This window comes from Sphingopyxis sp. 550B (assembly GCF_057401805.1).
Window position 1 is genome coordinate 1,827,715 of record NZ_CM171610.1, and the last position, 25,548, is coordinate 1,853,262.

Sequence of the window (25,548 nt, forward strand, 5' to 3'; positions counted from 1 at the left end):
CGCTTTACAGGCGCAGCCCCGCAGTCTCGGGCAAACCCGCCATGATGTTGAGGTTCTGGATGCAGGCGCCGCTGGCGCCCTTGCCCAGATTGTCGAGGCGCGCGACGAGCCGGACCTGACCGGCATCGGCGTTGGCGAATACGAGCAGATCGAGTCGGTCGCTGCCGCCGTCCGAGGCGCGCAGCAGCATTTCACCGCTTTCGGGCGCCGTGCCCATCGCGACGACCGCGCTGCCCGCATAATGATCGGCGAGCGCGGCGCGCAGCGCGTCGGGCGAGGCGGCGCCGGGCATCGCCGCGAGCGGCAGCGGCACCTCGACCACCATGCCGCGATGCGCGGGGACGACGGCGGGCGAGAAGAGCGGGGCGACAGCCAGACCGCAGCGCGCCTGCATTTCCGGCACATGCTTGTGGCCGAGCGCCAGCGCATAGCCGCGCCATGCGATGTCGCGGTCTGCCTCGAACCGCTCAATCAGCGCTTTGCCGCCGCCCGAATAGCCGCTGACCGCATGACAGATATAGGGCCAGTCGGCGGGCAGCAGACCCGCGCGGACGAGCGGCGCGACGAGCGCGATGAAGCCGGTCGAATAGCAGCCGGGGTTGGAGACGCGCGCGGCCTGCGCGACCGCGTCATGGCCGCTGACCTCCGGAAAGCCGTAGATCCAGCCCGGGGCGACGCGGTGCGCGGTCGAGGCGTCGATCACGCGCGTGCGGTCGTTGTCGATCATCGCCACCGCCTGCCGCGCCGCGTCGTCGGGCAGACAGAGGATGACGAAATTGGCGGCGTTCAGCGCCTCGCGCCGTGCCGCCGCGTCCTTGCGCCGCGCATCGTCGAGCGTGAGCAGAGTGAATTCGGCCCGCCCCGCGAGCCGCTCGGCGATCTCGAGGCCGGTGGTTCCGGCGGCGCCGTCGATGAAGACCGTGTGTGTCATGCCTGCCCCGGCCGCCGGGCGCCGATGATCGGCGGATCCTTGCCTTCGGCCGCGACGCGCGCGACCAGCTCGGCGAGCGGCTCCGCCTTGACCGCGCCCCAATGCCGGCTTGCATGGACGATCGTTTCGGGGTCCGTCATGATGCCGACATGGCCGGGAAAGAAGACGAGGTCGCCGCGCGCGAGAGCGGCCGGATCGACCGCCCTGTCGGGGCCGAGCGCCGCGAACTGCAGGTCGCTGTCGCGCGGAAGCGGAACGCCCGCCGCGCTCCAGGCCAGTTGGACGAGCCCTGAGCAGTCGATGCCCTTTGCGGTGCGGCCGCCCCACAGATAGGGTGCGCCGACCAGCGCTTCGGCTATGCCGGCTGGATCGTCGCCGCGGCCGTCCGCTTCGACCAGCGCGGCGCGGGGCAGAAAGCCGTGCGGCGTCGCGAGCCATTCGCCCTGCTCCTCGCCCATGACCAGCGCGCCGCGCGGCAGGATGGCCGATCCGCCGCTGGCGGCGTCGGGCGCGCTGTGCAGGATCGCCTCGGCGGCCGTGACGCGGTGGGTCGGGGCGATCGGCGCGCCGAGCGCTTCGGCGGCGAGATAGCCGACATAATGATCGGCAAGGCTGTAGCCCCACGCCCAGCCGCCGGTGAGGTCGAGCAGCGCGAAGGCCTCGCCGAACAGCAACTCGCTCGTCTGCCGGGCGTCGGGCGCCGGGTCGGCGCGCAGCGCCGTCGCCGGAAGCACGCAGCTCCGCATCATCGGCGCGGCATAGTGCGGGGCGAAATAGTGGCCGGCGACCGCGATGTCGGCGAGGTCGGGGCGGATCGCGACGACGCGGGGGTCGAACGGCTGCGACGTTCCAGCGAGGGCGAAGCGGTCGCGGCCCGCACCGGCCGCGCCGGGGCGCCCCATGCGTACCCGGCTCGCCGCGGATTTATCGCCAATCTCTGCTTTCACTAGCCGTCCTGAAAATGGATGAGGTCCGCCGGGACGGACAATCGCGCGCCATTAGACCAGCGGGACGCGCTTTATCAAGGATGTTCAGGCCTTGCCGCGCCGGTCGTAGCGTCCTTGCAGCATCGCCCAGGCCGCGCGCAGCCCAAGCGCCGCGCCGCCCTTCGGCCGTCCGGGCTTCGCCGACGGGCGCCACGCGAAGGTGTCGAAATGCGCCCAGGCCGCACCTTCGGGAACGAAGCGCTTGAGGAACAGCGCGGCGGTGATCGACCCCGCGAACGCCGACGTCCCGGCATTGCCGAGGTCGGCGATGTCGGTTTCGAGAAGGTCTGCATAGCCGTCCCACAGCGGCATCCGCCACAGCGGATCGTCGCGCTCGACGCCGCCCTTTAGCAGTTCGTCGGCAAGCACGTCGTCATTCGCATAGAGCGCCGGAAGATCGGGACCGAGCGCGACGCGCGCGGCGCCGGTCAGCGTCGCGAAGTCGACGACCAGTTCGGGAGTGTCCTCGCCCGCTTTCGCCAGCGCATCGGCGAGCACGAGCCGCCCCTCGGCATCGGTGTTGCCGATCTCGATCGTCAGCCCCTTGCGGCTGCGCAGCACATCGCCGGGGCGAAAGGCGTCGGCCGATATGGCGTTCTCCGCCGCCGCGACGAGGCAATGCAGGCGGACGGGGAGGCCGGTCGCCATGACGAGCTCGGCGAGCGCGAGAACGTGCGCGGCACCGCCCATGTCCTTCTTCATCAGCCGCATCCCCGCCGCGGGCTTGATGTCGAGCCCGCCGCTGTCGAAGGCGATCCCCTTGCCGACCAGCGCGATGCGCGGATGATCTTCCTTGCCCCAGACGATCTCGATCAGGCGCGGCGCATGGTGGCGCGCGGCGGCGCGGCCGACCGCGTGGATCATCGGATAGCCCTGTTCGAGCGCTTCGCCCTTCGTCACCGTGAGCGTTCCGCCATGCGCCCTGGCGATGCGCTCGGCCGCCGCTTCGAGCGCGGCGGGACCCATGTCGGCGGCGGGGGTGTTGACGAGATCGCGGACCAGCGCGACGCCGCGCATCTCGGCGACGACCGGCGCGATCGCCGCGACGTCGGTGGTCAGCAGCACGCGGCCCCCGCGTGCTTCGGCCTTCGAACGATAGGTGTCGAAGCGATATTGTCCGCTCAGCCAGCCGAACAGCGCCTTGCCGGGCTGGCGGCCTTCGACGCGGTAGCGGCCTTCGGGCAGCGTTTGCGCCAGCTTGGCGAGGCACCAGGCCGACAGGCTGTCGACATTGGCGACCGCGGTCACCACCGACCAGCTTTCGGCATCGTCGCCGGGCAGAATGGCGTGGGCGTAGCCGTCGGGTTTGTAGCCGGCGGCGGCGAGGGCAGTGCGTTCGCGGGCGTTGCGCCCCTTCAGCCAATCGTCATAACTTGTCTTGTCGACCAGATGGATGGTGCGGGCGTCCTGCTCCTTGTCGGGCTGGATCAGATCGGAATAATCGAACATGCGGTCGTGCTAGGCCGATAGGGAAACTTTGTCGATTCCCGGCGTTGTTGGCGCATGACGAGGATATTCCCCCATCGCTCCGCGGCGCTCCTGTGCATGGGCGCGCTGCTTGTCGCCGGCTGTTCGGAAAAGGCCGCGCCGACCCGCGCCGAAAAGGAGGCCGCGGCGTCGGTCCCGGGCGCGCCGCTGAACGGTGCCGCCGATGTCGCGGCGAAGGAAGCGACAGCCTCCAAGGTCGAGGAAAAGACCGACCTCATCGAATTCGCGTACAGCTATCCGGTCGAGGCGGCGCGCATTGCGGGGCTTGCGGCATGGCTCGACAACGACCGCGCGGTCCAGCGCGCGGCGCTGGTCGCGGCGGCCGAGCGCGACCGGGCGGCGGCGGCCAAGGAGGGGTTTCCCTATCACGCGCACAGCCACCTCCAGAGCTGGCAGCGCGTCACCGATACGCCGCGCTTCCTGAGCCTGTCGGCCGAGATCGGGACCTATATGGGCGGCGCGCACGGGATGCAGAGCTTCGACACGCTGGTGTGGGACCGTAACAAGGCGACGCGGCTGAAGCCGCTCGACATGTTCACGAGCGGCGCGGCGTTCGACAAGGCGGCGAACGACGACCTGTGCGCCGGCGTCGAGCGCGCCAAGGCCGCGCGCGGCGTCGAATGGAACCGCGATACCGACAGCGTTTTCGGAAAATGCCCGGTGGCGTCGGCGCAGACGATCTGGCTCGGCTCGTCCGACGGGAAGAAGCTTGACCGGCTGACGATCGGGATCGGTCCCTATGAAGTAGGTCCCTATGTCGAGGGCAGCTACAGGATCGACCTGCCGATGTCGGCGGCGCTGATCCACGCGCTCAAGCCCGAATATCGCGGCGATTTCCGCCCGGCGACACGAGGATAGCGACGATGGCCAAGCAGCCCAAGGCCGGCAAGGTCGGCGAAATCCCCACCGAGAAGCGCGGCAAGAAGCGCGCGGCGGCGAAGCTCGAAAAGGCGGTCGGTAAGGCGAAGACGATCGCCGATCCGCCCAGCGACCGCGAATCCGACCTCGACCGCCCGCCCCGGTGGGAACCGCGCTATCCGGGATCGGGCCGGCTCGACGGCAAGGTCGCCATCGTCACCGGCGGCGACAGCGGCATCGGCCGCGCGGTCTGTGCGCTTTTCGCGCGCGAGGGCGCTGACATCGCGATCGTCTACAAGGACAACAAGGCGGACGCCGCGGACAGCGTCGCGATCGTCGAGGGCGAGGGGCGCCGCGCGATCGCGGTCAAGGCCGATGTCGGCAAGCCCGCGGCGGGCGCGAAGATCGTCGAGCGGACGATCGAGCGCTTCGGGCGGCTCGACATACTCGTCAACAATGCGGGGGAACAGCATCCGGCGGAGGACATCCGCGACATTGACCCCGACCAGCTTCAGCGCACCTTTGCGACCAACATCTTCGGCATGTTCTACCTCGTGCAGGCGGCGCTGCCGCATCTGCGCAAGGGCGCGGCGATCGTCAATTGCACCAGCGTGACGATGTACCAGGGTTCGCCGGGCTTGCTGGACTACAGCGCGACCAAGGGGGCGATCACCGCCTTCACGCGGTCGTTGAGCGAGAATCTGGTGGCGAAGGGAATTCGAGTCAACGCGGTGGCGCCGGGGCCGATCTGGACCCCGCTGAACCCGCGCGGCGGCGCCCCCGCCGACAAGGTCGCGCATTTTGGGGAGAGCACGCCGATGCAGCGGCCGGGCGAACCCAATGAGGTGGCGCCCTGCTTCCTGTTCCTTGCCTGCGACGACAGCAGCTATATGTCGGGCCAGGTGTTGCATCCCAACGGTGGGACGATCGTTAACGGATAGGGGGCGCTAACGGATAGCGGGGGCAGATAGGAGACAGGTCATGCCAGCCAGATCCAAGGCTCAGCAGAAAGCCGCCGGCGCCGCGCTCAGCGCCAAGCGCGGCGACACCCCTAAGTCCGACCTGAAGGGCGCTTCGCGCGAGATGGTCGACAGCATGAGCGAAAAGCAGCTCGAAGAGCTTGCCAAGGGCGCGCGCAAGGGCAAGCCCGAGCACATCGATTGACGGCGGTGGCCTATTACTCGGCCGCCTCCAGTTCCGCCGGCGGCGATGCCGCCGCCTTGCGCGCGTGGCCGAAGGTCAGGATGCCGTCGGCGATCGTGCCCGTACGCATGTCGACGCGGTCGCGCACATAATTCTGGCTGAGCCGCCAAGGCATGTCGACCGCGCTTTTCGGCATGATGTGTAGCGCGCGCTGGATATAGCCCGACGAGAAGTCGAAGATGTCGTCCTCGACCAGCGTCGACGGGTCTTCGAGCACCGGCGTCGCGACCGTGGTGTCGGTATCGCGCATATGGTTGAGGACGCGGCAGACATATTCGGAAACGAGGTCGGCGCGCAGCGTCCAGCTCGCGTTGAGATAGCCGAACACCGCCGCAAAGTTCGGCACGTTCGAGAACATGCACGCCTTGTAGTAGAAATGCTGGCTCCAATCGACGGTCTCGCCATCGACGCGCACCGGAATCTTGCCCGCGACCGCGAGCTTGAGGCCCGTCGCGGTGATGATGATGTCGGCGTCGAGGTGCCCGCCCGATTTGAGCTGGATGCCGGTCCGGTCGAAGCGCTCGATATGATCGGTGACGACCGATGCCTGTCCGGCCTTCATCGCCTCGAAGAAATCGGCGTCGGGGACGAGGCACAGGCGCTGGTCCCATGGATTGTAGGGCGGGGTGAAAGCGACCGGATCATATTTGTCGCCGAGCGCCTGCTTAAGCTTCTTGGTCAGGAAATCGGCGACCTTCTCGGGATTTTCGCGCGCGCGGCGGAACACGATGTCCTGCAGGCGGATATTCTTGAAGCGCGTGATGCTGTAGGCGAGCTTTTCGGGCAGGATCTTGCGCAGGAAATTGGCGATCCCGTCCTTCGCCGGACGGATCGCGTACCAGGTCGGCGTGCGCTGGAGCATCGTCACATGTGCCGCGCCCTTGCCGTCGCCTCTTTCGGTCATCGACGGAACAATGGTCACGGCGGTCGCGCCCGACCCGATCACCACCACCTTCTTGCCCGCATAGTCGAAATCCTTCGGCCAGAATTGCGGATGGACGATCTGGCCCGCGAAATCCTCGCGCCCCGGGAAATGCGCGTCATAGGGCTCGTCATAGTCGTAATAGCCGGAGCCGAGATAGAGCCAGCGCGCGGTCGTCGTCGTGGTCGCTCCCGCGTCATCCTCCAGCGTTACGGTCCAGCGCCCCTCGGCGCTGCTCCAGTCGGCGCCGACCACCTTGCGGTTGAAGCGGATATGGTCGCGGATATGGCGCTCGTCGACGATGCGGTTCAAATAGGCGAGGATCGACGGACCGTCGGCGATCGACTTTTCATGCTTCCACGGTTCGAAGATGAACCCCAGCGTGTGCATGTCGCTGTCCGAGCGGATGCCGGGATAGCGGAACAGATCCCAGGTGCCGCCCAGATTCGCGCGCCGCTCGACAAGCGCGAAGCTGCGGTCGGGACAGTTCATCTGAAGATGCACGGCCATGCCGATGCCGGAGATGCCCGCGCCGACGATCAGCACATCCTGATCGACGGGGGCGGCCGCCGTCCGTTCGCTGCGATCGAGGGTCGCGCTGCCAGCCATCATGTCGTCTCCCGTTCGTCTTTGGCAAACAGCTTACGCACAGCGTTGCATTTTGCAATCGAATTGACGGGTACGGAAACCGGGCTCGACACCATGCGCCATTGCCGCTGTCACAATATTGTCATAGGGGCGTCACCAATTCGCAATCACGGGTTCGCTTGCGCGGACCGCAAGGGGTAAACGCCGACGACATGCGGCAGATCGCTGTCCTTCCCTATCGATTCGGCGGGCCAGGCATGGACGGCCCGACCGAGATTCTGCTGATCACCTCACGCGGGACCGGGCGCTGGGTGATCCCGAAGGGCAATCCGCTGAACGGCATGGAACGGCACGCCTCCGCCGCGGTCGAGGCGGAGGAGGAGGCCGGGGTGGTCGGCGCAGTCTGTCCGACGCCGATCGGCAGCTTCCAATACCGCAAGCGCCGCCCGAACGGCGCGGCGATCATGTACGATGTCGAGGTGTTTCCGCTCGCGGTGACGCGCGAACTCGACGAATGGAAGGAAATGGACGAGCGCGAACGGCGCTGGTTCCCCTTCGACGCGGCGGCGGCGTCGGTCGACGAGCCCGACCTTCAGGCGCTGATCCGGTCGTTCGGGGACAGCGGCTTTCGCGCCGCGGCGCAGCGGTCGGGGTTCATGTTCCACGTGGCCGAAAAGACAGGGGTCAATCGCATGTTTGCCTGGTTCCAGCGCCTGCTGCCGAGGCAGGGCAATTTCTTCGACCTGTTCGAGGCGCATGCGGCGACATTGGCGGCGGGCGCCGAGGCGCTCGCGCGGCTGCTGCAGGGCGGCGAGGGGATGGCCGATCACGTCCAGGAGATTGTCGAGCGCGAGCATGACGCCGACGAGATTACGCGCGAGGTCCTGCAGACGGTGCGCCGCACCTTCCTGACCCCCTTCGACCGCAGCGCGATCACCGACCTCATCGCCTCGATGGACGATGCGATCGACGAGATGCAGAAGACCGCCGGCGCCATCGACCTCTACGACGTCAAGACGTTCGAGCCCGAGATGTGCGACATCGCCGCGATCATCGTCGATGCGGCGCGGCTTACGGTCGAGGCGCTGCCGCTGCTGCGCAACGTCGCCGCCAACGGCGCGCGCCTGCACGAACTGACCGAGCGGCTCGTCCGCATGGAGGGGCATGCCGACGAGATCCACGACGCGGGCCTCCGCCGCCTGTTCAAGGAACATGGCGCGACGAACACCATCCATTTCATGATCGCGCGCGAGCTTTACAGCCATCTCGAACGCGTCGTCGACCGCTTCGAGGACGTCGCGAACGAGATCGATGGCCTGGTCATCGATCACGCGTGAGCGGACGGAAGACATGCCCGGCATGAAAAATCGCGTTCGCATCGAGCCCTTCGGCTGCCTTGCAGGCGCTCAGGATAAACGATGTCGAGATGCCCATCGGGACCGTACGGGGTCGGGGGGTGTCCCGCCTTCGCTCGACACGAACGGCTCTCTGGCACTGGACGGATAGGCCCATGCACGAACTGGCCTTTCCCCTTCTCGCCGGGCTGATCCTGCTCGCTTTGGCGTTCGACTTCCTGAACGGGCTGCACGACGCCGCGAACAGCATTGCGACGGTGGTCGCCACGCGCCTGCTGCGGCCGGTGCAGGCGGTGATGTTCGCCGCCTTCTTCAACTTTGCGGCCTATTTCCTGTCGATCAGCTTCCCCGAACTGCACCGGGTCGCGGAGACGATCGGGGCCGGACTGATCGACAAGAATCTGGTGACGCCCGCGGTCGTGTTCGGCGCGCTGGTCGGTGCGATGTTCTGGAACATCGTCACCTGGATCAAAGGCATTCCTTCCTCGTCGAGCCACGCGCTGGTCGGCGGCATCGTCGGGGCGGGCGTCGCGCATGCGGGCTTCGAAGGCATCCAGTGGTCGGGGCTCAACAAGACCGTGATCGCCATCTTCCTGTCGCCGATGCTCGGCATGCTGCTGGCGATGCTGGTCATGCTCGCGAGCAGCTGGGCGCTGCGCCGCGCGACCGCGAAATTCGCCGAAAAGAGCTTTCGCCGCCTCCACCTCTTCTCCTCGGCCGCCTATTCGATCAGCCACGGGCTCAACGACGCCCAGAAGACGATGGGGATCATCGCGGTGCTGCTCTATTCGACCGGTTATCTGGACGGCGAATTCCACGTGCCGCACTGGGTCGCGATCAGCTGCTATATCGCGATCGCGCTCGGCACGCTGTCGGGCGGGTGGAAGATTATCGAGACGATGGGCGGGCGCATCACCAAGCTGTCGCACCACCAGGGTTTTGCCGCCTCGACCGGCGGGTCGATCATGGTGTTCGCGGCAAGCTGGTTCGGTATCCCGGTGTCGACGACGCACACCATCACCGGCAGCGTCATCGGCGCGGGCGTCGCCCGCCGCGCGAGCGCGGTGCGCTGGGGCGTCGCGAGCAACGTCGTCGTCGCCTGGTTCATCACCATTCCCGCGAGCGCGGTGGTCGCAGCGATCTTCTATTCGTTGACGCGGCTTTTCTGATCGCGGAGCCGCTATCGCCGGTCTCGCACGACCCGTGCCGCCACCATCAGGCGGCGCCCGCGATAACGTTGTCCTCCAGCAGTCCGGCGATGAAGGCGATCCTCAATATTCCGGCGAGGGTCCTGCAGTTCATCTTCTCCATGATGTTCGCGCGATAGACCTCCACCGTACGGGGGCTGATCCCCAGTTCTAGCGCAATGACCTTGTTCTGCTTGCCGCTGGCGACGCCATACAGCACCTCGAGCTCCCTCGGCGATAGCTTGCCGAGCTGGGCGATTGCGTCGCGGCGCCGCGCGTCCGCCGCCTGCCGATTGTGCAGCGAGCCGAGAACGTCGCGGATGCCGTTCAGCAGCAATTCGCTTTCGGCCGGCATCGCGATGAAATTGGCGGCGCCGCGTTGCAGGGCGGCGACGGCGGTTCGAACATCCGCCTGCTCCGAAAGGATGATCGTCGCGACCATCGTGCCGCGCCGGTTGATCGCTTCCAGAAGGTCGAGGTCCGCCGCGGTCGGCGCGCGCAGGTCGATCAGCACACAGGCCGGCTCGCTGTCGAAATCGTTCGCCAGCATCGCCTCGCCGCTGGACCATGGCCGCACCCGGTAGCCATTGGCGTGAAGCAGGAGGGAGAGCGTGTTGCGAACGGCCTCGTCGTCGTCAACGACATGGACCAGGTCGTGTTTCATCTCCCTAACTCCCAACCGTTGTTCGATGATTTGCTTTCGAAACTTCGTCGGGCGACCTCGTATGACGTCTTTGGCCTATTACTCCCTTAGCCATCTACCCGTAAAGCCACCATCCGTAGTGGTACGGGTAGGCGACTCGCCCAAGCTGGCATAGCGTCATCCACTTCGGCGGTTGCCAATCGGCTGCCGCGACAAATGTTTCGGCTCTCCACGTCGCGATAACGGGCGGTTGGCCGAAGCACCCCGAGCCTCAAACGCTTTCCGGGCGACCGGTAGGCGGGTCGCGAATTTGCGGCGGGGATAGCAGGCGGAGGACGTGCCATGATTTTCCGGGCGAAATGGGCCGCGCCAGCGGCGCTGGGGGCGTGTGCCGTGCTGATGCCGGCGGCGGGGCACGCGCAGGACATCGTCTACACGCCCGTCAATCCCTCGTTCGGCGGCAACCCCTTCAATTCCGCCCACCTTCTGGGCATCGCCTCCGCGCAGAACAAATATAAGGACCCGAACGCCGTCACCTCGACCGATCCGGCGCAGCAGTTCCTGCGCACGCTGCAAAGCCGCCTGCTGTCGTCTCTGGCCACCCAGATCACCGATATCATCTTTGGCGAGAACGCGCAGGACAGCGGCCTGATCCAGTTCGGGGACCAGGAGATTTCCTTCGTCCGCGGCCTTGATTCGGTCACGTTGACGATCACCAACAATGCCGACGGCAGCGTGACCGAGATCGTCATCCCGCTGCTGCAAGGCAGCGAGGACGGCGGCCTGACGGGACCGGGCGAATGACCTCTCCCCTGCGTCTTCGCACCGCCGTCGTAGCGGCGGCCACGACGCTGCTCTGCGCGTGCGCCGTGAACGACGGAGCGAGCTGGTCGGCGCCGCAGCCGGTGCTGCCGACCCCCGCGACCCACACCTTGCAGAGCCTGCCGGCACCCGGCGACAATATCTCGGTCGCGGTCTATAATTTCGCCGATCAGACGGGCCAGTTCAAACCCACCGAAGGGGTCCAGACGCTGTCGCGCGCGGTCACGCAGGGCGCGACCTCGATTCTGGTCAAGGCACTGCAGGAATCGGGGCGCGGGCGCTGGTTCACCGTCATCGAGCGCGAGCGCCTCGACAATCTGCTGCGCGAGCGCGCCGTGATCCGCGAGATGCGGGCGTCCTACCTGGGAGAGACGAAACTCAATCGCCAGGCGCTTCCCCCGCTGCTTTTCGCGGGCGTCATCCTGGAAGGTGGCATCATCGGATATGACACCAACACCAAGTCGGGTGGTATCGGCGCGCGGTTCCTGGGCATCGGCGGCAGCACCAAATATCGCGAGGATACGGTGACCGTCTATCTCCGTGCCGTCAGCGTGAAGACGGGCGAGGTGCTGCTGACCGTCAGCGTACGCAAGTCGATCGCGTCGATCGGGCTCGACGCCAATGCCTTCCGCTATGTCGCGTTCAAGGACCTGCTCGAACTGGAAGGCGGCGTTGCGACCAATGAGCCCGACGCCCTCGCGCTACAGCAGGCGATCGAATCCGCGGTCTACGGCCTGATCATCGAAGGCGCGGGGCGCGATCTGTGGTGCATGTCGACGCAGCCGGAGTTCAGCGAAAAGCTGCTCCGCCAATATTATGCGCGCCGCGACAATATCGAACCCGAGGCGGTCGAACTGGTGCGCCGCACCGACGGAAGCACGATCACCGGCGCGTGCACGCCCGGCTATGTCCAGGCCCGCGCGCCGGCGGCGCCGGTGCATCGCGGCGATGCGCCGCAGCTTTCGGTGCGGCCCGCGCAGCCGGCGGCACGCCCGAGCGGGCCGGCGCCGGGGCAACCCGCGCCGCCCATACCGACGCTCAACACGCTGGATACGACGAACGTCACGGTCCAGCCGAACAAGGGAGGGGAATAGAAGGAATCGCCCGGATCGTCCGGGCACGAAAGGCGGTCTCGTCGACACTCTGATTGGCATCGCGATGCCGACGAGACCGGACTTGGCAAGGTTTACGGGAAACCTCGCCAGACGCGAGCGTCCGTCCGGCTTCATATCGCAGCCGCGGCGGAATCGCAAGGTGCGGCGGCGCCGATCCCCCCGTGGCCGCCGCACCGACCGCGTTCTCTCTTCCCGTCGGCAACCAGCGGGGCCGGCGCTGGATGACGCAACGGATCCGGCCTTTGTATTGCGGCGGCGCATCGCTGGCCGCAAAAGCCAAGGAGCAGGAAGATGAAGAAGATGATGATGAGCGCGGCTTCGGTTCTCGCGCTAGCAATCGCCGGACCGGCGCTCGCCCAATCGGTCAGCACCGTCAACCAGTCGAACACCGGCAATACCGCCAATGTCGACCAGACGGGTTCGCTGGACGGCGGCGATTCGCTGGTCACCCAGAGCGGCGCCAACAACCTCGCCAACGTCACCCAGGCCGACGACGGATCGGGTTCGACCCCGATCAACGTGTCGGAGGTCGACCAGTCCGGCGACAATAATGTCGCCACGGTATCGCAGGACACGTCGACCATCGCGATCCAGACCGAGTCGTTCGTCAATCAGTCGGGCAACAACAATAATGCCGACGTGACGCAGGTCGACGACTGGCAGTCGTCGACGATCAACCAGACCAGCGACGGCAACAGCGCGACGGTGGTTCAGGGCGATGCGACGGCGGCGCTGACCGACGACAGCTACGGCAACAACAGCATGATCAACCAGGGCGGCACCGGCAGCCAGATCGCCGAGGTGACGCAGACCGGGCTGCGGAACGACAGCACGGTCGATCAGATCGGTGACGTCGGCGAGGCCTATGTCGTGCAGAGCGGGGCCGACAATTTCTCGACCGTCCTGCAAACCGGAACCGATGACGACGCCGACGTCAACCAGAGCGGCGACGGCAACAGCTCCGACATCGTCCAGGACGGCGAATCGGTGCTGGCGACCGTCGACCAGTCGGGCAACGGCAACAGCAGCCTTGTCGACCAGACGTCGCCGGGCGGCATCCGGCCGATCAATTCGTCGGTCTATGTCGACCAGTCCGGGGACGGCAACGACTCCGAAGTCTTCCAGCGGGCCAACGACGGTTATGCGGAGGTCCTGCAGTGGGGCACGAACAGCGTGTCGAGCGTGCTGAACCACGGCAACCGTTCGGTCGCCTATGTCTGGCAGCTTGCCGGCGACGACAATGACGCATCGATCGTCCAGCGGTCCGAGGACAGCGACGCCCTGGTCTATCAGGTCGGCAACCGCAATACGGGCAGCATCATCCAGCGCGAGGATAGCCCGCCGACGGAGAATTTCTCTGCGGCGATCTACCAGTATGGCAATGACGGCACGTCGTCGATCGACCAGGATGGCGACAACCATGTCGCGGTCAACGAGCAGACGGGCAATTTCGACAGCTCGTCGATCCTCCAGACCGGCAGCGGCAGCTATGCCGGCGTCGGCCAGTATGCCGACAACAACAGCTCGACCGTGACCCAGGCAGGCAACTCGCAATATGCGCTCGTCCTGCAATTTGGTTCGGGCAACACTTCGTCGGTCGATCAGAGCGGCAACAACAACACCGCGAATGTGACGCAACTCACCAACGGAAACGTCTCGACCGTTCTTCAGTCGGGATCGTTCAACGTGGCGAACGTCGCACAGTGACCCCGCGCCCCGGAGGACGCCCCAGGGCGCCCTCCGGGGACTTTTTATTGGAGAAGTCCGATGAAACGCCGTGATCTATGGCTTCTCGCCGCCGGGGCCTTGTCGGCCGGGCCGGGCGTCGCCATGGCCCAGTCCACCGCGACGATCGACCAGTCGGGGACCGGCCTTTCGGCCGCTGTTGCGCAGGGCCAGCATCCTGGCCAGAGCGTGACGATCGAGCAGATCGGCTCCGCCGGCGGCGTCGACGTGACGCAGGATGCCCCTCATGCGGCCGCCGACCTCACGCTGACCGGCGACGCGCTTCGGGCCGGCATCGACCAGCAGGGCGATGCGCTGGCCGCCGTCACGCTGGCGATGGAGGGGAGCGACGGCACCGTCGGCGTTCGCCAGTCCGGCGCGCCAGGGGGCAGCAATATCGTGAGCATATGGCAATCCGGCCAGGCGAACAGCGCGCTGGTGACCCAGCAGGCGGACGCCGGCGCGGCCAACCATATCGGCCTGCTTCAGGATGGGATCGGCAATATCGCCATGCTGACGCAGACCGGCGCGGGGAACGCGCTCGACCTGACCCAGCAGGGGAACGACAATCTGGCCGCCATCGATCAGATCGGCACGGGCCTGATCCTGCAGATCCTTCAGGAGGGCGGTGCCTCGATCGGCATCACCCAGACGGGAAGCCGTTGATCATCGCGCTTGCCTTGCTTCTGGCCGCTCCGGCCGCGGAACCGCCGCCGAGCGGAGGCGAGGCGACCACGGTGAGCCAGATCGGCCCGCCCCGCGAAAAGGGCGGCGATCGGGTCGAACAGGTCGACGCCCGCAAATCCACGAGCGTTGCCGTCGAGCAACTGCCGGACACGATCGACCTGCCGCGCGACGACAGCGGTCCCGAAGGCAGTCTGGAAAAGCTGACGGTGGAGCATCCGCGCGCGGAACTGTATCGGGAGGTCGCGACGGCTTGGGAAGTGATACGCCGCCGCGGCCAGCAGCCCACACCCGAATTGATCGCGCGCGAGATCGGCCCCGACATGCTGGCGCGGTTCCTGAATCAGTTTCCGGGGTCCGAAGGGATATTCGGCGCCGATTCCGACCAGCTGCCGATCGGGCCGCCCGATCCGCCGGTCCAGCCACCCAAGCCGGGCAATCGCCGGTGAAACCGCGGAGCGCCTGGGTGCGGGCGGCGCAATTTCTGGTGGCACCGCTTGCCGCTTTCCTCGCTTCGGGATCGACCGCCATGACATCTCGCGACGCCTCACCGATCCTGCTGCAGACCGAACGGCATGCGGGATATGTCGAACTGACCCTCGAAGGCCGGCCGGGGCATGGCGAGCGCTATGTCTATACGGTCGAGGTGACGGGCAAGTCGCGCTCGCGCAATTCGGCGAGCTATGTCGCCGGCGCGAAGCCCCATGTCCTCGGCCGGACGCGCTTCCCCGACGAGGTGCCGTGGCGCGTCACCTTCACGATCGCGGACGGCGCGGGCCGCATTCTCCACAAAGAGACGGTAGCAGGCTGACTATCGGGCGGGTCGATAGGCGATGCTGGCCGATCCGCGCATCCGGACCGGCAGATAGAGGCCCGCGCCATAGGCCTTGATCTCGCCGGTCTCGAAGCCCGTGACGGTCGTACGAATCTCGAAATCGCCCTCGCGCCGCTGATCGACCGCGCGGCGGATCTTGCCTTCCAGTTCTTCCACGTCGCGGGTGAAATTCTGCGTCAGCGCGGACGCGATCAGGGTCGAGAAGCCAGGGCTTTGCCCAAGCTTCAGCAGCAGATCGCCCCCGATCCCGTCGGTGTCGCCCAGAATTGTCAGATCGGCAAAGCGGACCTCGGCCGATCCCGGATCGTTCACCGGGACCGCGGTGGCCCAGATGCGGCCGTGCGTCGGCCCCTGCGGGATGCGCTGCGACTGCGCTTCGACCGAGACGCCGACCGCGACGCGGCCGCCCGGCGCGCCATAGACCGTCACCTTGTCGAACTTCGCGATCACAGGCCCGACCTTCGGAACCTCGAACGGCTGCGCCGACCGTTTGACCAGCGCGCGCAGGATCACGGGTTCCAGCTCCGCATAATCGGCGACGACGGGCACGAACACGTCGAGGTGCGGGCGCGGCGTTTCGTGCACCAGTCGCGGCAGCGCCGTCGGCGCGGGGTCGGCGGGGCGCTCACCGACGAAACTTTCGGTCATCGCCTCGAGCGCGAGGTTCAGCTTGATGCGCTGTCCGTCGACGCGATAGCCGCCATAGAGGAGGCGCTGCGGCGTCAAGCGCATCCACACCGGCGGATTCTCGCGATTGAGTTCGAGGGTGGTGAAACTGCGCCGCCAGATGTCGGCCGCCTGCCGCTTCACGTCGACCCGGGCGATCTCCCGGTTCACCTCGCGCTCGACATCGCGCACGACGGGCTTCAGCTTCGCGTCGGCCTGGTCGGTGAAGGTGATGCGCCGGCCGAGGAAGTCGACCCCCGGTGGTTTCGTCCAGCCATAGGCGATGCGCGCCTTGCCCTGCAGCCGCCAGTCGGGGGTCAGTTCGACGCGGATGCGCGCGTGCGCCATCGCCGATCCGGTCGCAGTCTCCCCTTTCAGGACGCCGCCGACGTCGCGTGCGCTGACCCGCGCGTTCAGCGGCACGTCGACGACGATCTCCTGCCCTTCGCCGCGCAGCCGCAGGGGGCCGCGCGTCACCTGCCCGACGATGGTGCAGGCGATCGGCGGCGTGACCTTCACCTTCTTGCCGAAAACCTTGACGCCCTGCGGCGGCACGCACTTCGGTTCGCGCCGGTCGATCGTCCACAGCGTGCGCGGCACCGCGCGTTCGAGCGCGGTGCGCAGCGCCGCGGCGTCGGCGTCGATCGGCACCGCGACCAGCGAGGTCTGCTTCGGCGTCGGCGCGGTGTCGGTGGCGCGGGGCGGCGCCATGTCCGCGACCGTCTGCGCCTTGCAGCCGGCAAGCGCCGCCGCGATGACGATCAGATATGGCAGTCGCTGTGCTATCCGCATGTGTCGGCCCCCGGTCGATATCTGTTCTACCACCGACCGGGCCGAAGCGTTCCCGTAAAAATGTCGCCCGGAAATCAGGCGGTCAAGACCCCGAACAGGTCATGCTCGTCGGCGTCCTCGACCAGCACGTCGACGATGTCGCCCGCCTTCAGCCCTGCGGCGACGTCGCGAAGGTAGACATGGCCATCGATCTCCGGCGCGTCGGCCTGGCTGCGGCCGGTGGCGCCGATGCTGCCGTCCTCGTCGGCCTCGCCCACCTCGTCGATGATGACGGGAAGGGTGCGACCGACCTTCGCCGCGAGCTTCGCGGCGCTGATCGCGGCGGTCTTTTCCATGATCCGCTGGTAGCGCTCTTCCTTGACCGCCTCCGGCACCGGATCGGGCAGCGCGTTCGCCTGCGCGCCAGCGACGGGCTCGAAGCGGAAGGCGCCGACGCGATCAAGCTGCGCCTCGTCGAGCCAGTCGAGCAGATAGCGGAAATCCTCCTCGGTCTCGCCGGGGAAGCCGACGACGAAGCTCGACCGCACCGCGATGTCGGGCGCGATCGCGCGCCACGCCGCGAGCCGTTCGAGCACCTTCGCTTCGTTCGCGGGGCGCTTCATCGCCTTCAGCACCTTCGGGCTCGCATGCTGGAAGGGAATGTCGAGATAGGGGGTGAGCAGCCCTTCCGCCATCAGCGGGATCACCGCATCGACGTGCGGATAGGGATAGACATAGTGCAGCCGCACCCACGGCGCGCGGCCTTCGCTCGTCCGAAGCTGGCCGAGTTCGCGCGCGAGATCGGTCATGTGCGCGCGCACCTCGCGCCCCTTCCACTCGCGCGGATCATGGCGGATATCGACGCCATAGGCCGAGGTGTCCTGGCTGATCACCAGTAGTTCCTTGGTCCCCGCCGCGACGAGCTTCTCCGCCTCGCGCAGCACCGCGTCGATGCGGCGACTGACCAGCCGGCCGCGCAGGTCGGGGATGATGCAGAAAGCGCAGCTATGGTTGCAGCCCTCGCTGATCTTCAGATAGCTGTAGTGGCGCGGGGTCAGCTTGAGCCCGCCCTCCGGCACCAGATCGACGAAGGGTCCCTGCGTCGGCGGCGCGGCGTCGTGGACCGCATCGACCACCTGCTCATATTGATGCGCGCCGGTGACCGCGAGCACCTTCGGGAAGCGCGCGCGGATCAGGTCGGCCTCGCTGCCCATGCAGCCGGTGACGATGACGCGGCCGTTCTCCGCCATCGCCTCGCCGATCGCCTCGAGGCTTTCCTCCTTCGCGCTGTCGAGGAAGCCGCAGGTGTTGACGAGCACCACGTCGGCCCCGGCGTAATCGGGCGACAGGCCATAGCCGTCGGCGCGCAATTTCGTCAGGATGCGTTCGCTGTCGACCAGCGCCTTCGGGCAGCCGAGCGAAACCATGCCGACTTTCGGCTGGGCGGGGAGGGTCTTGACTGGCATGATTGGCGGCGCCCTTATGCGATTTTTGTGGCTTTGTCACGCGCGGCGCTATCGGGCGGCCGCGCAAAGGAAGGAAAAGGACGATGATCGGATTGTTTGCGGCGATTTCCGCGGCCGTCGCGGTAGCGGCGGGCGCGTTCGGCGCCCATGGCGCGGCGGGGCAGCAAGAGGCCGAATGGCTGCGGACCGGCGGCCTCTATCAGTTGATCCACGCGGTCGGGGCGCTCGCCGTGATGGGCGTCGCGCGTGGGCCGGCGGCGATGCTGCTGGCCGGTTCGATCCTGTTCGCCGTCACCCTCTATGCGATGGCGCTGGGCGCGCCGCGGTGGCTGGGCGCGGTGACGCCGATCGGCGGCGCCCTGATGATTGCCGGCTGGCTGTGGGCGGCGTGGGCGATGTCGCGAGGGTGACCGAATCGGCCTTCGGGAAAGGGGCTGGCATCTCTATTGCTGCCGGGGCGGCGATGGGGCATGCGGCATCTGCCGCGGTGCGGCCGGCCACATAGGAGGGAGGACGGGTGTTCGACACATTGACCCTCGCGGCGCTGCCCGCCGAAGACGAAGCGCTGCGCCCGGCGATCCGCGCGCTTGCAGCCGAAGCCGTCGCGGCGCGCGGCGATGCGGCCCGCGCCCGGTCGTGGGCGGGGTTTGACGCGGCGTTCAGCCGCAGGCTGGGCGAAGCGGGCTTCCTCGGCCTGACGCTGCCCAGGCGCTATGGCGGCGGCGAACGCGGGCCGTTCGCGCGCTTCGTGGTCGTCGAGGAATTGCTCGCGGTGGGTACGCCGGTCGCGGCGCACTGGATCGCCGACCGCCAGAGCGCGCCGCTGATCCTGCGTTTCGGCACCGAGGCACAGCGCGATGACTATCTTCCGCGCATCTGCCGCGGCGAGATTTTCTTCTGCATCGGGATGAGCGAGCCGGGGTCGGGGTCCGACCTTGCCAGCGTGCGCACCCGCGCCGAGCGCACCGAAAGCGGCTGGCGCGTCAACGGCCAGAAGATCTGGACGAGCAACGCGATGCACAGCGACTACATGATCGCGCTGCTCCGCACCTCGGGCACCAGCGAGGATAGGCACGGCGGCCTGTCGCAGCTCATCATCGACCTCAAGGCGCCGGGCGTGACGGTGCGGCCGATCGCCGACCTGGCGGGCGACGCGCATTTCGCCGAGGTGTTCTTCGAAGATGTCGACCTGCCCGCCGACGCGCTGATCGGGCAGGAGGGCGAGGGCTGGAAGCAGGTCACGGCCGAACTCGCCTTCGAACGCAGCGGGCCCGAGCGCATCTATTCGAGCGTCGTGCTGCTCGACGCCTGGGTTCGGCATCTGCAGGCGATGGGGCGCGAGGATTCGGCGACGCTGGCGCTGGTCGGCGATTTCACCGCGCGGCTGGGGACGCTGCGGGCGATGTCGATCGCCTGCACCGCGCGGCTCGCGCTCGGCGAGAGCCCGGTGGTCGAGGCGTCGCTGGTCAAGGACCTCGGAACCAGCTTTGAACAGGAACTGCCGATCGCGATCGGCGACGACCTTGCAGCGCATCCGGACGAGCCGGTCGATGCGGAGCTGTATCGCACCTTGCTCTATGTGACGCATGTGGTGCCGAGCTTTTCGCTGCGCGGCGGCACGCGGGAAATATTGCGCGGGATCATCGCGCGCGGAATGGGACTGCGATGATGGATCACGACGCGCTTCTTTCGCCCTTCGAGCGGATGCTCGAAACCGTCGCCGCGCCCGCCGCGGTGCGTGCGGTCGAGGCGGGCGGCGATACCGATGCGATGTGGGACGCGGTCGCCGGATCGGGGTTCCTCGACGCGCTGGTGGCCGAAGCGGTGGGCGGCTTCGGCCTGCCGGTCGCGGCGGTGCAGCCGCTGTGGCAGGCGCTGGGGCGCCACGCGATACCGCTGCCGGTCGGCGAGACGATGATCGCGCGGGCGCTGCTGGCGGACGCCGGTGCGCCGCCGCCCGGCGGGGCGATCGTGCTCGCCGTGGCGGCGCCGGGACACACGGTGGTGGTGCCGCTGGGGCTCGTCGCGCGCCATGTGCTGGTCGAACAGGATGGGCGGCTCGCCCTCGTGGCGGCGGACGGGGCCGAAGCGACGGGAGTCGCCGGCAGCCTCGCGGCGCGGATGCGATGGGACCGGCTCGACGGGACGCTGCCGGCGCCGGCGGGGGGATTGCGCGCGCTTGCGGCGGTGCTGCGCGCGGCGCTGATCGCCGGCGCGGCGGATCGGCTCGTCGCGATGACCGCCGCCTATGCCAACGAGCGCGTCCAGTTCGGCAAGCCGATCGGCCGTCAGCAGGCGCTTCAGCAGAATCTGGCGGTGATGGCCGAAGAGGCGGTCGCGGCACGCATCGCGTCGCAACTCGGCTGCGCCGGGGCCTGGCCGCCTTCGCTGGCCGCCGCTGCGACCGCCAAATCGGTGGCGAGCAGGGCCGCGACGCGCGTCGCCGCAACCGCGCACGCGGTGCACGGCGCGATCGGGATCAGCGCCGAACACGACCTTCACCTCTTCACCCGCCGTCTGCACGAATGGCGGCTTGCCGACGGGTCTGAAAGCTGGTGGAACCGGCAGCTCGGCGCCCAGCGGCTGACGAGCGGCGCCGGGTCGGTCGACTATGTGCGGGCGGAACTGACGGCGCCCGCCTGACCGGCCTCTTCGGCGAGGCGGCGGGCCACCGCGCGCAGCCGCGCGATCGCCTTGCGCCGCACCGCCGCATCGGGTGTGCGCCCAAGGAAGGATAGCGAAATCGCGCCTTCGATGCGCCCATCCTCCGGCGGCAGCGGCACCGCGATGCAGAACAGGTCGTTGCGGATTTCATGGCGGTCATAGGCGATGCCGGTCCGGCGGATCGTCGCCAGCTCGTCTCGCAGCGCCGCCGCGCCGATGATTGTGTTCGGGGTCAGCGCGACCAGCGGGCCGCCGGCGAGATAGGCGGCCAGTTCGGGCTCGGGCAGCGCGGAGAGCAAAATCTTGCCGATCGCCGAGCAATAGGCTTCGAGCTGCATCCGTTCGGCGGTGAACAGCTCGGCGGCATCGCCGCGCTCCTTGACAATGTAGGTGACCATCGAATCCTCAAGAATTCCGGCATGGGCATAGGCGCCGAACTGTGCCGCCAGCCGCGCGAGCGGGCGACGCAGGCCGGCGGCAAGCGCGGGGCGCGGCTCGCTGGGCTGCGCGAGGGCGGCGAGGCGCGGCGCGGCGCGATAGACGCCCTTCGCGGTGCGGACCAGATAGCCTTCGGCCTCGAGCGTCAGCGCGAGGCGGTGCGCCGTCTGCGGCGGCAGCGCCAGCCGCGCCGCCACCGCCGACAGGGTCGAGCGCCCGCCGTCGCGAACCAGCGCTTCGAGCAGCCGCAGTCCCTTGATCAGCGTCTGCGACGTGTAAGCGGGGCGCGAGGGCGAATTCATGCCGCCTTGTGGCAGGCTTGCTCTCGAATATTAAGAGATAATCGCAATCGCGCAGTGGCGCCCGGCGCGATCCCTGATAGCAGGCGCGCATGGAGACCGAGATGACAGCGACATTCGAAGACCTCGCGCGGCGGCTGCGCGACGCCTATGCGGGCGGGACCGTGCCCCCGCTTCGCGACGGGCTGGACCCGACCGATGCCGACGGCGCCTATGCGGTGCAGACGATCAACACGCGCTTCTGGGAGGCGCAGGGGCGGCGCATCGTCGGACGCAAGGCGGGATTGACGGCGAAGGCGGTGCAGCAGCAGCTCGGTGTCGACCAGCCCGATTTCGGGGTGCTGTTCGACGATATGCGCATCGCCGACGGCGGCCGGCTCGACCCGGCGCGGACGATCCAGCCGAAGGCGGAGGCGGAGATCGCCTTCATCCTCGGCGCCGACCTGCCCGACCCGGCGACGACGGCGGAACAGGCGGCGGCGGCAGTCGCACGCGTCCATACGGCGATCGAGATCGTCGACAGCCGCATCGCCGACTGGAAGATCAGCTTTGCCGACACGGTCGCCGATAATGGATCGTCGGCCTTCTTCCTGCTCGCCGACGCTGGGCGGCCCCTCGCCGGGCTCGACCTCGAAGGCGCGGCGATGGAGATGACCGTCAATGGCGCGGTCGCCTCGACCGGGGTCGGCGCCGCGGCGCTCGGCAATCCGCTCAACGCCGCCGCATGGCTGGCGCGGACGCTGGCGGCGCGCGGCGAGCCGCTGAAGGCGGGCGACATCCTGCTCGCCGGCGCGCTGGGGCCGATGGTCGCGCTGACGCCCGGCGACGCGGTGGTCGCGCGCGTCGCGGGCATCGGCGAATGCCGCTTCACCTACGGGAACTGAGATCGTGACGAAAACCAAAGTGGCGATCATCGGTTCGGGCAATATCGGCACCGATCTGATGATCAAGATCATGCGCGTGTCGAAGGGACTGGAAATGGGAGCGTTCGTCGGCATCGATCCCGAATCCGACGGCCTGAAACGCGCTGAGCGGCTCGGCGTGCCGATTACTGCCGAGGGGCTCGACGGGCTCGTCGCGATGCCGGGCTTTGCCGACATCGGCATCGTCTTCGATGCGACCTCCGCAGGTGCGCACCAGCGGCATAGCGAGGTGCTGGTCGCCCACGGCAAGCGGGTGATCGACCTGACGCCGGCGGCGGTCGGGCCGTACACGATCCCGCCGGTGAACGGCGATGCGCATCTGGATGCGCCGAACGTCAACATGGTGACGTGCGGCGGGCAGGCGACGATCCCGATCGTCGCGGCGGTGAATCGGGTGGCGAAGGTGCATTATGGAGAAATCGTGGCGTCCATCGCGTCGAAGAGCGCCGGCCCCGGCACCCGCGCCAATATCGACGAGTTCACCGAGACGACGAGCCAGGCGATCGTCGAGGTCGGCGGTGCGGCGCGCGGCAAGGCGATCATCGTCCTCAACCCCGCCGAACCGCCGCTGATCATGCGCGACACCGTCTATTGCCTGTGCGACGACGGCGACCGCGACGCGATCCGCCGGTCGGTCGAGGCCATGGTGACCGAGGTGCAAAGCTACGTCCCCGGATACCGGCTGAAGCAGGCGGTGCAGTTCGAAAGCATCGGCGGCAACGCGCCGCTGACCATTCCGGAAATGGGCGGCAGTTTTACGGGCCTGAAGGTCAGCGTCTTTCTGGAGGTCGAGGGGGCGGCGCATTATCTGCCGGCTTACGCGGGCAATCTCGACATCATGACCTCGGCGGCGCTGAAGACCGCCGAGAAAATCGCCGAAAGGATGGCGGCATGAGCTTCGACCCCACCACCAGCAAGCTCTATATCCAGGACGTGACGCTGCGCGACGGGATGCATGCGATCCGCCACCAATACGGCCTCGACCATGTGCGCGCGATCGCGCGGGCGCTCGACGCTGCGAAGGTCGACGCGATCGAGGTGTCGCACGGCGATGGCCTGCAAGGATCGAGCTTCAACTACGGCTTCGGCGCGCATACCGACTGGGACTGGATCGGCGCAGTGGCCGAGGTGCTGGAGCATAGCGTGCTCACGACCTTGCTTCTCCCCGGCATCGGGACGATCCACGATCTGAAGCACGCCTATGAAATGGGCGTGCGATCGGTCCGCATCGCGACGCATTGCACCGAGGCCGACCTCGCAAAGCAGCATATCGAGTTCGCGCGCGGCATCGGTATGGACGTCGCGGGCTTTCTGATGATGAGCCATATGTCCGAGCCCGAAGCGCTGGCGGGCCAGGCGAAGCTGATGGAAAGCTATGGCGCGCATTGCGTCTATGTCACCGATTCGGGCGGTGCGCTGACAATGGACGGCTATGCGGCGCGGCTCGCCGCCTATGACCGCGTGCTGAAGCCCGAGACGCAGCGCGGCGTCCACGCGCACCACAATCTCAGCCTCGGCGTCGCGAACAGCATCGTCGCGGTGCAGAACGGTGCGATCCGCGTCGACGCCAGCCTTGCCGGCATGGGCGCGGGGGCGGGCAATGCGTCGCTGGAGGTCTTCATCGCCGCCGCCGACGTTTATGGCTGGAACCATGGCTGCGACCTTTTCGCGCTGATGGACGCCGCCGAGGAACTGGTGCGCCCATTGCAGGACCGCCCGGTGCGCGTCGATCGCGAGACGCTGACCCTCGGCTATGCCGGGGTCTATTCCTCCTTCCTGCGTCACGCCGAAAAGGCCGCCGCCGACCACGGACTCGACACGCGCGCGATCCTCGTCGAACTCGGCCGCCGCAAGATGGTCGGCGGTCAGGAGGACATGATCGTCGACGTCGCGCTCGACATGGTGCGCCGCCGCGAGGTCGCGGGCTGATGTGTCGAGTTTGGAGCGTGATCATGTTTGGATGAACCATGTCGTGTCCCCGCGCAGGCGGGGACCCAGAGCGATGTGGCGCCGCCCTTGGCTCTTCGAAGCTCTGGACTTCCGCATTCGCGGGAGCACGCGGCTTTGCGAGCCAAGACAACCATGCATTGGTATCCAAATTACCGTCCCAACGGATTTGGGATGATGCAGATAAAGGCGCGGCTGAAGGCGCCGCGCTTTATCCCCGCAGATAGGCTTGCCAGATCGCCTTGCCGACGCGGTCGTAGCGGTTCATCGCCTCGATCAGGCGCGACAGGCCGTCGGCCGGGCCGAACGCGTCGGGAAGCAGCGGATCGCGCATGATGGCGCGGATCGCCTGCCGTCCGAGCAGCAGCGTCTCCGCCGCCGCGGCGTGTAGCGGCATGGCGTCGATGCGCGCGCCGCTGCGGTCGAGCGCCCCGGCCAGTTCCAGATGGGCCGCGCGCCGGGCGTCGGCGGGCCACAGCGTCGGGAAGCGTTCCGCGCGCCCCGCGTCGAGCCCCGCCGCCTCGACGACGCACAGCGATGCGGCCGCGTCGAGCGTCGCCAGCCTTTGCCGCGCCCCCTCGGCGCCGCCTTCCAGATTGTCGGGGCGCGCCCAGACGTTCGTTTCGGCCTCGGCAAAGCCTTCGAGGTCCAGCGCGCGCAGCGTGCGGCGCCACGCCGTCCGGTCGGCGCGTTCCAGCGGCCCCGCGATCGCCAGCAGCCAGCCGCCGCCCCACGCCCGCCGCAGGTCGAGCCGCGTCCGCCAGCCCAGGATGAGCTGCTGGAGCGGTGCGCCGCCCGAACCGATCGTGTAACGGCCCCGCGCGATCGCGCGCACCCGGTCCTCGGCCTTGAGGCGCGTCAGCGCGGTGCGGATTCCCGGGGCCTCGATGCCGAAGGCGGCACCCGCCCGCACCAGTTCGCCGACCGAGAAGGCCGGCGGCTCGCCGGTGTCGAGCAGGTCGAGGATCAGCATCCGTGCGCTCATCGTGCCGCCGCCAGCGATTATTATGTTGCGTTCTGCGTCCATATCCG

At 67.8% G+C, this 25,548-nt stretch carries 26 protein-coding genes; 17 read left to right on the forward strand and 9 right to left on the reverse strand.

Annotated elements, in window-relative coordinates; translation table 11 throughout:
• Positions 1–4: 4 nt before the first annotated feature.
• The 3 genes from argC to AC2S9W_RS08545 all read right to left on the reverse strand — a co-directional run bounded on the left by argC (position 5) and on the right by AC2S9W_RS08545 (position 3,366).
• Positions 5–931 (reverse strand): N-acetyl-gamma-glutamyl-phosphate reductase, encoded by a 927-nt coding sequence (gene argC / locus AC2S9W_RS08535; RefSeq protein ID WP_486571901.1) that lies wholly within the window; start codon positions 929–931, stop codon positions 5–7.
• Positions 928–1,878 (reverse strand): C40 family peptidase, encoded by a 951-nt coding sequence (locus tag AC2S9W_RS08540; protein ID WP_486571902.1) that lies wholly within the window; start codon positions 1,876–1,878, stop codon positions 928–930. The genes argC and AC2S9W_RS08540 overlap by 4 nt, the downstream gene beginning before the upstream one ends.
• A gap of 84 nt (positions 1,879–1,962) precedes the next feature.
• Entirely contained in the window at positions 1,963–3,366 is a 1,404-nt protein-coding gene (locus tag AC2S9W_RS08545; protein ID WP_486571903.1) for a leucyl aminopeptidase family protein, read from the reverse strand.
• A 54-nt stretch (positions 3,367–3,420) separates the two neighbouring features.
• Between AC2S9W_RS08545 and AC2S9W_RS08550 the strand changes: the two genes are divergently transcribed.
• Genes AC2S9W_RS08550 through AC2S9W_RS08560 form a run of 3 tightly spaced genes read left to right on the forward strand, consistent with a single transcriptional unit; the run spans position 3,421 to position 5,427 of the window.
• The gene (locus AC2S9W_RS08550) at positions 3,421–4,263 is read left to right on the forward strand and encodes a DUF4163 domain-containing protein (RefSeq protein WP_067105669.1); all 843 of its coding nucleotides are present in this window, start codon (positions 3,421–3,423) and stop codon (positions 4,261–4,263) included.
• A 5-nt stretch (positions 4,264–4,268) separates the two neighbouring features.
• Positions 4,269–5,204, forward strand: a complete 936-nt coding sequence (locus AC2S9W_RS08555; RefSeq protein ID WP_082796928.1) for a glucose 1-dehydrogenase — start codon at positions 4,269–4,271, stop codon at positions 5,202–5,204.
• Between the two features lie 40 nt (positions 5,205–5,244).
• The gene (locus tag AC2S9W_RS08560; RefSeq protein WP_067105667.1) at positions 5,245–5,427 is read left to right on the forward strand and encodes a DUF3008 family protein; all 183 of its coding nucleotides are present in this window, start codon (positions 5,245–5,247) and stop codon (positions 5,425–5,427) included.
• A 13-nt stretch (positions 5,428–5,440) separates the two neighbouring features.
• Here AC2S9W_RS08560 and AC2S9W_RS08565 read toward each other — a convergent pair whose 3' ends face one another.
• Positions 5,441–6,997 carry a flavin-containing monooxygenase gene (locus AC2S9W_RS08565; RefSeq protein ID WP_486572069.1) on the reverse strand — a complete coding sequence of 519 codons (1,557 nt, stop codon included), beginning with the start codon at positions 6,995–6,997 and terminating at the stop codon, positions 5,441–5,443.
• Between the two features lie 191 nt (positions 6,998–7,188).
• On the opposite strand from AC2S9W_RS08565, the gene AC2S9W_RS08570 reads away from it, so the two are divergent.
• A complete protein-coding gene (locus AC2S9W_RS08570; protein WP_169799626.1) occupies positions 7,189–8,313 on the forward strand; it encodes a DUF47 family protein in 1,125 nt (374 codons plus the stop codon).
• 173 nt (positions 8,314–8,486) lie between these two features.
• Positions 8,487–9,500: an inorganic phosphate transporter gene (locus AC2S9W_RS08575; RefSeq protein ID WP_067181996.1), complete on the forward strand. Its 1,014-nt coding sequence runs from the start codon at positions 8,487–8,489 to the stop codon at positions 9,498–9,500.
• Positions 9,501–9,546: 46 nt separating this feature from the next.
• Here AC2S9W_RS08575 and AC2S9W_RS08580 read toward each other — a convergent pair whose 3' ends face one another.
• Positions 9,547–10,182, reverse strand: a complete 636-nt coding sequence (locus AC2S9W_RS08580) for a response regulator transcription factor (protein ID WP_076074526.1) — start codon at positions 10,180–10,182, stop codon at positions 9,547–9,549.
• A gap of 321 nt (positions 10,183–10,503) precedes the next feature.
• Between AC2S9W_RS08580 and AC2S9W_RS08585 the strand changes: the two genes are divergently transcribed.
• From AC2S9W_RS08585 to AC2S9W_RS08610, 6 genes are all read left to right on the forward strand, one after another.
• Positions 10,504–10,965 carry a curli assembly protein CsgF gene (locus AC2S9W_RS08585; protein ID WP_486571904.1) on the forward strand — a complete coding sequence of 154 codons (462 nt, stop codon included), beginning with the start codon at positions 10,504–10,506 and terminating at the stop codon, positions 10,963–10,965.
• Positions 10,962–12,077, forward strand: a complete 1,116-nt coding sequence (locus tag AC2S9W_RS08590; protein ID WP_486571905.1) for a CsgG/HfaB family protein — start codon at positions 10,962–10,964, stop codon at positions 12,075–12,077. Before AC2S9W_RS08585 ends, AC2S9W_RS08590 begins: the two co-directional genes overlap by 4 nt.
• A 312-nt stretch (positions 12,078–12,389) precedes the next feature.
• The gene (locus AC2S9W_RS08595; protein ID WP_486571906.1) at positions 12,390–13,805 is read left to right on the forward strand and encodes a hypothetical protein; all 1,416 of its coding nucleotides are present in this window, start codon (positions 12,390–12,392) and stop codon (positions 13,803–13,805) included.
• A 60-nt stretch (positions 13,806–13,865) separates the two neighbouring features.
• The gene (locus AC2S9W_RS08600; RefSeq protein ID WP_486571907.1) at positions 13,866–14,489 is read left to right on the forward strand and encodes a hypothetical protein; all 624 of its coding nucleotides are present in this window, start codon (positions 13,866–13,868) and stop codon (positions 14,487–14,489) included.
• A gap of 71 nt (positions 14,490–14,560) precedes the next feature.
• Positions 14,561–14,956, forward strand: coding sequence for a hypothetical protein (locus AC2S9W_RS08605; RefSeq protein WP_486571908.1), 396 nt, complete (start codon positions 14,561–14,563; stop codon positions 14,954–14,956).
• Complete coding sequence (locus AC2S9W_RS08610; protein WP_486571909.1) at positions 14,953–15,318, forward strand: hypothetical protein; 366 nt, start codon at positions 14,953–14,955, stop codon at positions 15,316–15,318. Before AC2S9W_RS08605 ends, AC2S9W_RS08610 begins: the two co-directional genes overlap by 4 nt.
• Here AC2S9W_RS08610 and AC2S9W_RS08615 read toward each other — a convergent pair whose 3' ends face one another.
• Complete coding sequence (locus tag AC2S9W_RS08615) at positions 15,319–16,800, reverse strand: DUF4403 family protein (RefSeq protein ID WP_486571910.1); 1,482 nt, start codon at positions 16,798–16,800, stop codon at positions 15,319–15,321.
• Between the two features lie 74 nt (positions 16,801–16,874).
• On the reverse strand, positions 16,875–18,245 hold the full coding sequence (rimO, locus tag AC2S9W_RS08620) for a 30S ribosomal protein S12 methylthiotransferase RimO (RefSeq protein WP_486571911.1): 1,371 nt from the start codon (positions 18,243–18,245) through the stop codon (positions 16,875–16,877).
• Positions 18,246–18,328: 83 nt separating this feature from the next.
• On the opposite strand from rimO, the gene AC2S9W_RS08625 reads away from it, so the two are divergent.
• From AC2S9W_RS08625 to AC2S9W_RS08635, 3 genes are all read left to right on the forward strand, one after another.
• Positions 18,329–18,655, forward strand: coding sequence for a DUF423 domain-containing protein (locus tag AC2S9W_RS08625; RefSeq protein WP_486571912.1), 327 nt, complete (start codon positions 18,329–18,331; stop codon positions 18,653–18,655).
• A gap of 107 nt (positions 18,656–18,762) precedes the next feature.
• Positions 18,763–19,914: an acyl-CoA dehydrogenase family protein gene (locus AC2S9W_RS08630; RefSeq protein WP_486571913.1), complete on the forward strand. Its 1,152-nt coding sequence runs from the start codon at positions 18,763–18,765 to the stop codon at positions 19,912–19,914.
• Positions 19,911–20,888, forward strand: a complete 978-nt coding sequence (locus AC2S9W_RS08635; RefSeq protein ID WP_486571914.1) for an acyl-CoA dehydrogenase family protein — start codon at positions 19,911–19,913, stop codon at positions 20,886–20,888. The genes AC2S9W_RS08630 and AC2S9W_RS08635 overlap by 4 nt, the downstream gene beginning before the upstream one ends.
• On the opposite strand, the gene AC2S9W_RS08640 is transcribed toward AC2S9W_RS08635, so the two are convergent.
• Positions 20,855–21,649: an IclR family transcriptional regulator gene (locus AC2S9W_RS08640; RefSeq protein WP_486571915.1), complete on the reverse strand. Its 795-nt coding sequence runs from the start codon at positions 21,647–21,649 to the stop codon at positions 20,855–20,857. The two genes, AC2S9W_RS08635 and AC2S9W_RS08640, sit on opposite strands and share 34 nt — an antisense overlap.
• Before the next feature lie 101 nt (positions 21,650–21,750).
• Here AC2S9W_RS08640 and AC2S9W_RS08645 point away from each other — a divergent pair, with 101 nt between their 5' ends.
• The 3 genes from AC2S9W_RS08645 to dmpG are packed head-to-tail and all read left to right on the forward strand — an operon-like array spanning position 21,751 to position 24,498.
• Positions 21,751–22,530: a 2-keto-4-pentenoate hydratase gene (locus tag AC2S9W_RS08645; RefSeq protein WP_486571916.1), complete on the forward strand. Its 780-nt coding sequence runs from the start codon at positions 21,751–21,753 to the stop codon at positions 22,528–22,530.
• Between the two features lie 4 nt (positions 22,531–22,534).
• Positions 22,535–23,464 (forward strand): acetaldehyde dehydrogenase (acetylating), encoded by a 930-nt coding sequence (locus AC2S9W_RS08650; RefSeq protein ID WP_486571917.1) that lies wholly within the window; start codon positions 22,535–22,537, stop codon positions 23,462–23,464.
• Complete coding sequence (gene dmpG / locus AC2S9W_RS08655; protein ID WP_486571918.1) at positions 23,461–24,498, forward strand: 4-hydroxy-2-oxovalerate aldolase; 1,038 nt, start codon at positions 23,461–23,463, stop codon at positions 24,496–24,498. Before AC2S9W_RS08650 ends, dmpG begins: the two co-directional genes overlap by 4 nt.
• A 229-nt stretch (positions 24,499–24,727) precedes the next feature.
• Here dmpG and AC2S9W_RS08660 read toward each other — a convergent pair whose 3' ends face one another.
• Entirely contained in the window at positions 24,728–25,501 is a 774-nt protein-coding gene (locus AC2S9W_RS08660) for a hypothetical protein (protein ID WP_486571919.1), read from the reverse strand.
• Positions 25,502–25,548: the final 47 nt, after the last annotated feature.

What these genes read in the sequence shown, in the direction of transcription:
- argC (WP_486571901.1), bottom strand. Translation starts at nt 931, where the DNA reads ATGACACACACGGTCTTCATCGACGGCGCCGCCGGAACCACCGGCCTC.
- AC2S9W_RS08545 (WP_486571903.1), bottom strand. Translation starts at nt 3,366, where the DNA reads ATGTTCGATTATTCCGATCTGATCCAGCCCGACAAGGAGCAGGACGCC.
- AC2S9W_RS08550 (WP_067105669.1), top strand. Translation starts at nt 3,421, where the DNA reads ATGACGAGGATATTCCCCCATCGCTCCGCGGCGCTCCTGTGCATGGGC.
- AC2S9W_RS08555 (WP_082796928.1), top strand. Translation starts at nt 4,269, where the DNA reads ATGGCCAAGCAGCCCAAGGCCGGCAAGGTCGGCGAAATCCCCACCGAG.
- AC2S9W_RS08560 (WP_067105667.1), top strand. Translation starts at nt 5,245, where the DNA reads ATGCCAGCCAGATCCAAGGCTCAGCAGAAAGCCGCCGGCGCCGCGCTC.
- AC2S9W_RS08565 (WP_486572069.1), bottom strand. Translation starts at nt 6,997, where the DNA reads ATGGCTGGCAGCGCGACCCTCGATCGCAGCGAACGGACGGCGGCCGCC.
- AC2S9W_RS08570 (WP_169799626.1), top strand. Translation starts at nt 7,189, where the DNA reads ATGCGGCAGATCGCTGTCCTTCCCTATCGATTCGGCGGGCCAGGCATG.
- AC2S9W_RS08575 (WP_067181996.1), top strand. Translation starts at nt 8,487, where the DNA reads ATGCACGAACTGGCCTTTCCCCTTCTCGCCGGGCTGATCCTGCTCGCT.
- AC2S9W_RS08580 (WP_076074526.1), bottom strand. Translation starts at nt 10,182, where the DNA reads ATGAAACACGACCTGGTCCATGTCGTTGACGACGACGAGGCCGTTCGC.
- AC2S9W_RS08585 (WP_486571904.1), top strand. Translation starts at nt 10,504, where the DNA reads ATGATTTTCCGGGCGAAATGGGCCGCGCCAGCGGCGCTGGGGGCGTGT.
- AC2S9W_RS08590 (WP_486571905.1), top strand. Translation starts at nt 10,962, where the DNA reads ATGACCTCTCCCCTGCGTCTTCGCACCGCCGTCGTAGCGGCGGCCACG.
- AC2S9W_RS08595 (WP_486571906.1), top strand. Translation starts at nt 12,390, where the DNA reads ATGAAGAAGATGATGATGAGCGCGGCTTCGGTTCTCGCGCTAGCAATC.
- AC2S9W_RS08600 (WP_486571907.1), top strand. Translation starts at nt 13,866, where the DNA reads ATGAAACGCCGTGATCTATGGCTTCTCGCCGCCGGGGCCTTGTCGGCC.
- AC2S9W_RS08615 (WP_486571910.1), bottom strand. Translation starts at nt 16,800, where the DNA reads ATGCGGATAGCACAGCGACTGCCATATCTGATCGTCATCGCGGCGGCG.
- rimO (WP_486571911.1), bottom strand. Translation starts at nt 18,245, where the DNA reads ATGCCAGTCAAGACCCTCCCCGCCCAGCCGAAAGTCGGCATGGTTTCG.
- AC2S9W_RS08625 (WP_486571912.1), top strand. Translation starts at nt 18,329, where the DNA reads ATGATCGGATTGTTTGCGGCGATTTCCGCGGCCGTCGCGGTAGCGGCG.
- AC2S9W_RS08635 (WP_486571914.1), top strand. Translation starts at nt 19,911, where the DNA reads ATGATGGATCACGACGCGCTTCTTTCGCCCTTCGAGCGGATGCTCGAA.
- AC2S9W_RS08640 (WP_486571915.1), bottom strand. Translation starts at nt 21,649, where the DNA reads ATGAATTCGCCCTCGCGCCCCGCTTACACGTCGCAGACGCTGATCAAG.
- AC2S9W_RS08645 (WP_486571916.1), top strand. Translation starts at nt 21,751, where the DNA reads ATGACAGCGACATTCGAAGACCTCGCGCGGCGGCTGCGCGACGCCTAT.
- dmpG (WP_486571918.1), top strand. Translation starts at nt 23,461, where the DNA reads ATGAGCTTCGACCCCACCACCAGCAAGCTCTATATCCAGGACGTGACG.
- AC2S9W_RS08660 (WP_486571919.1), bottom strand. Translation starts at nt 25,501, where the DNA reads ATGAGCGCACGGATGCTGATCCTCGACCTGCTCGACACCGGCGAGCCG.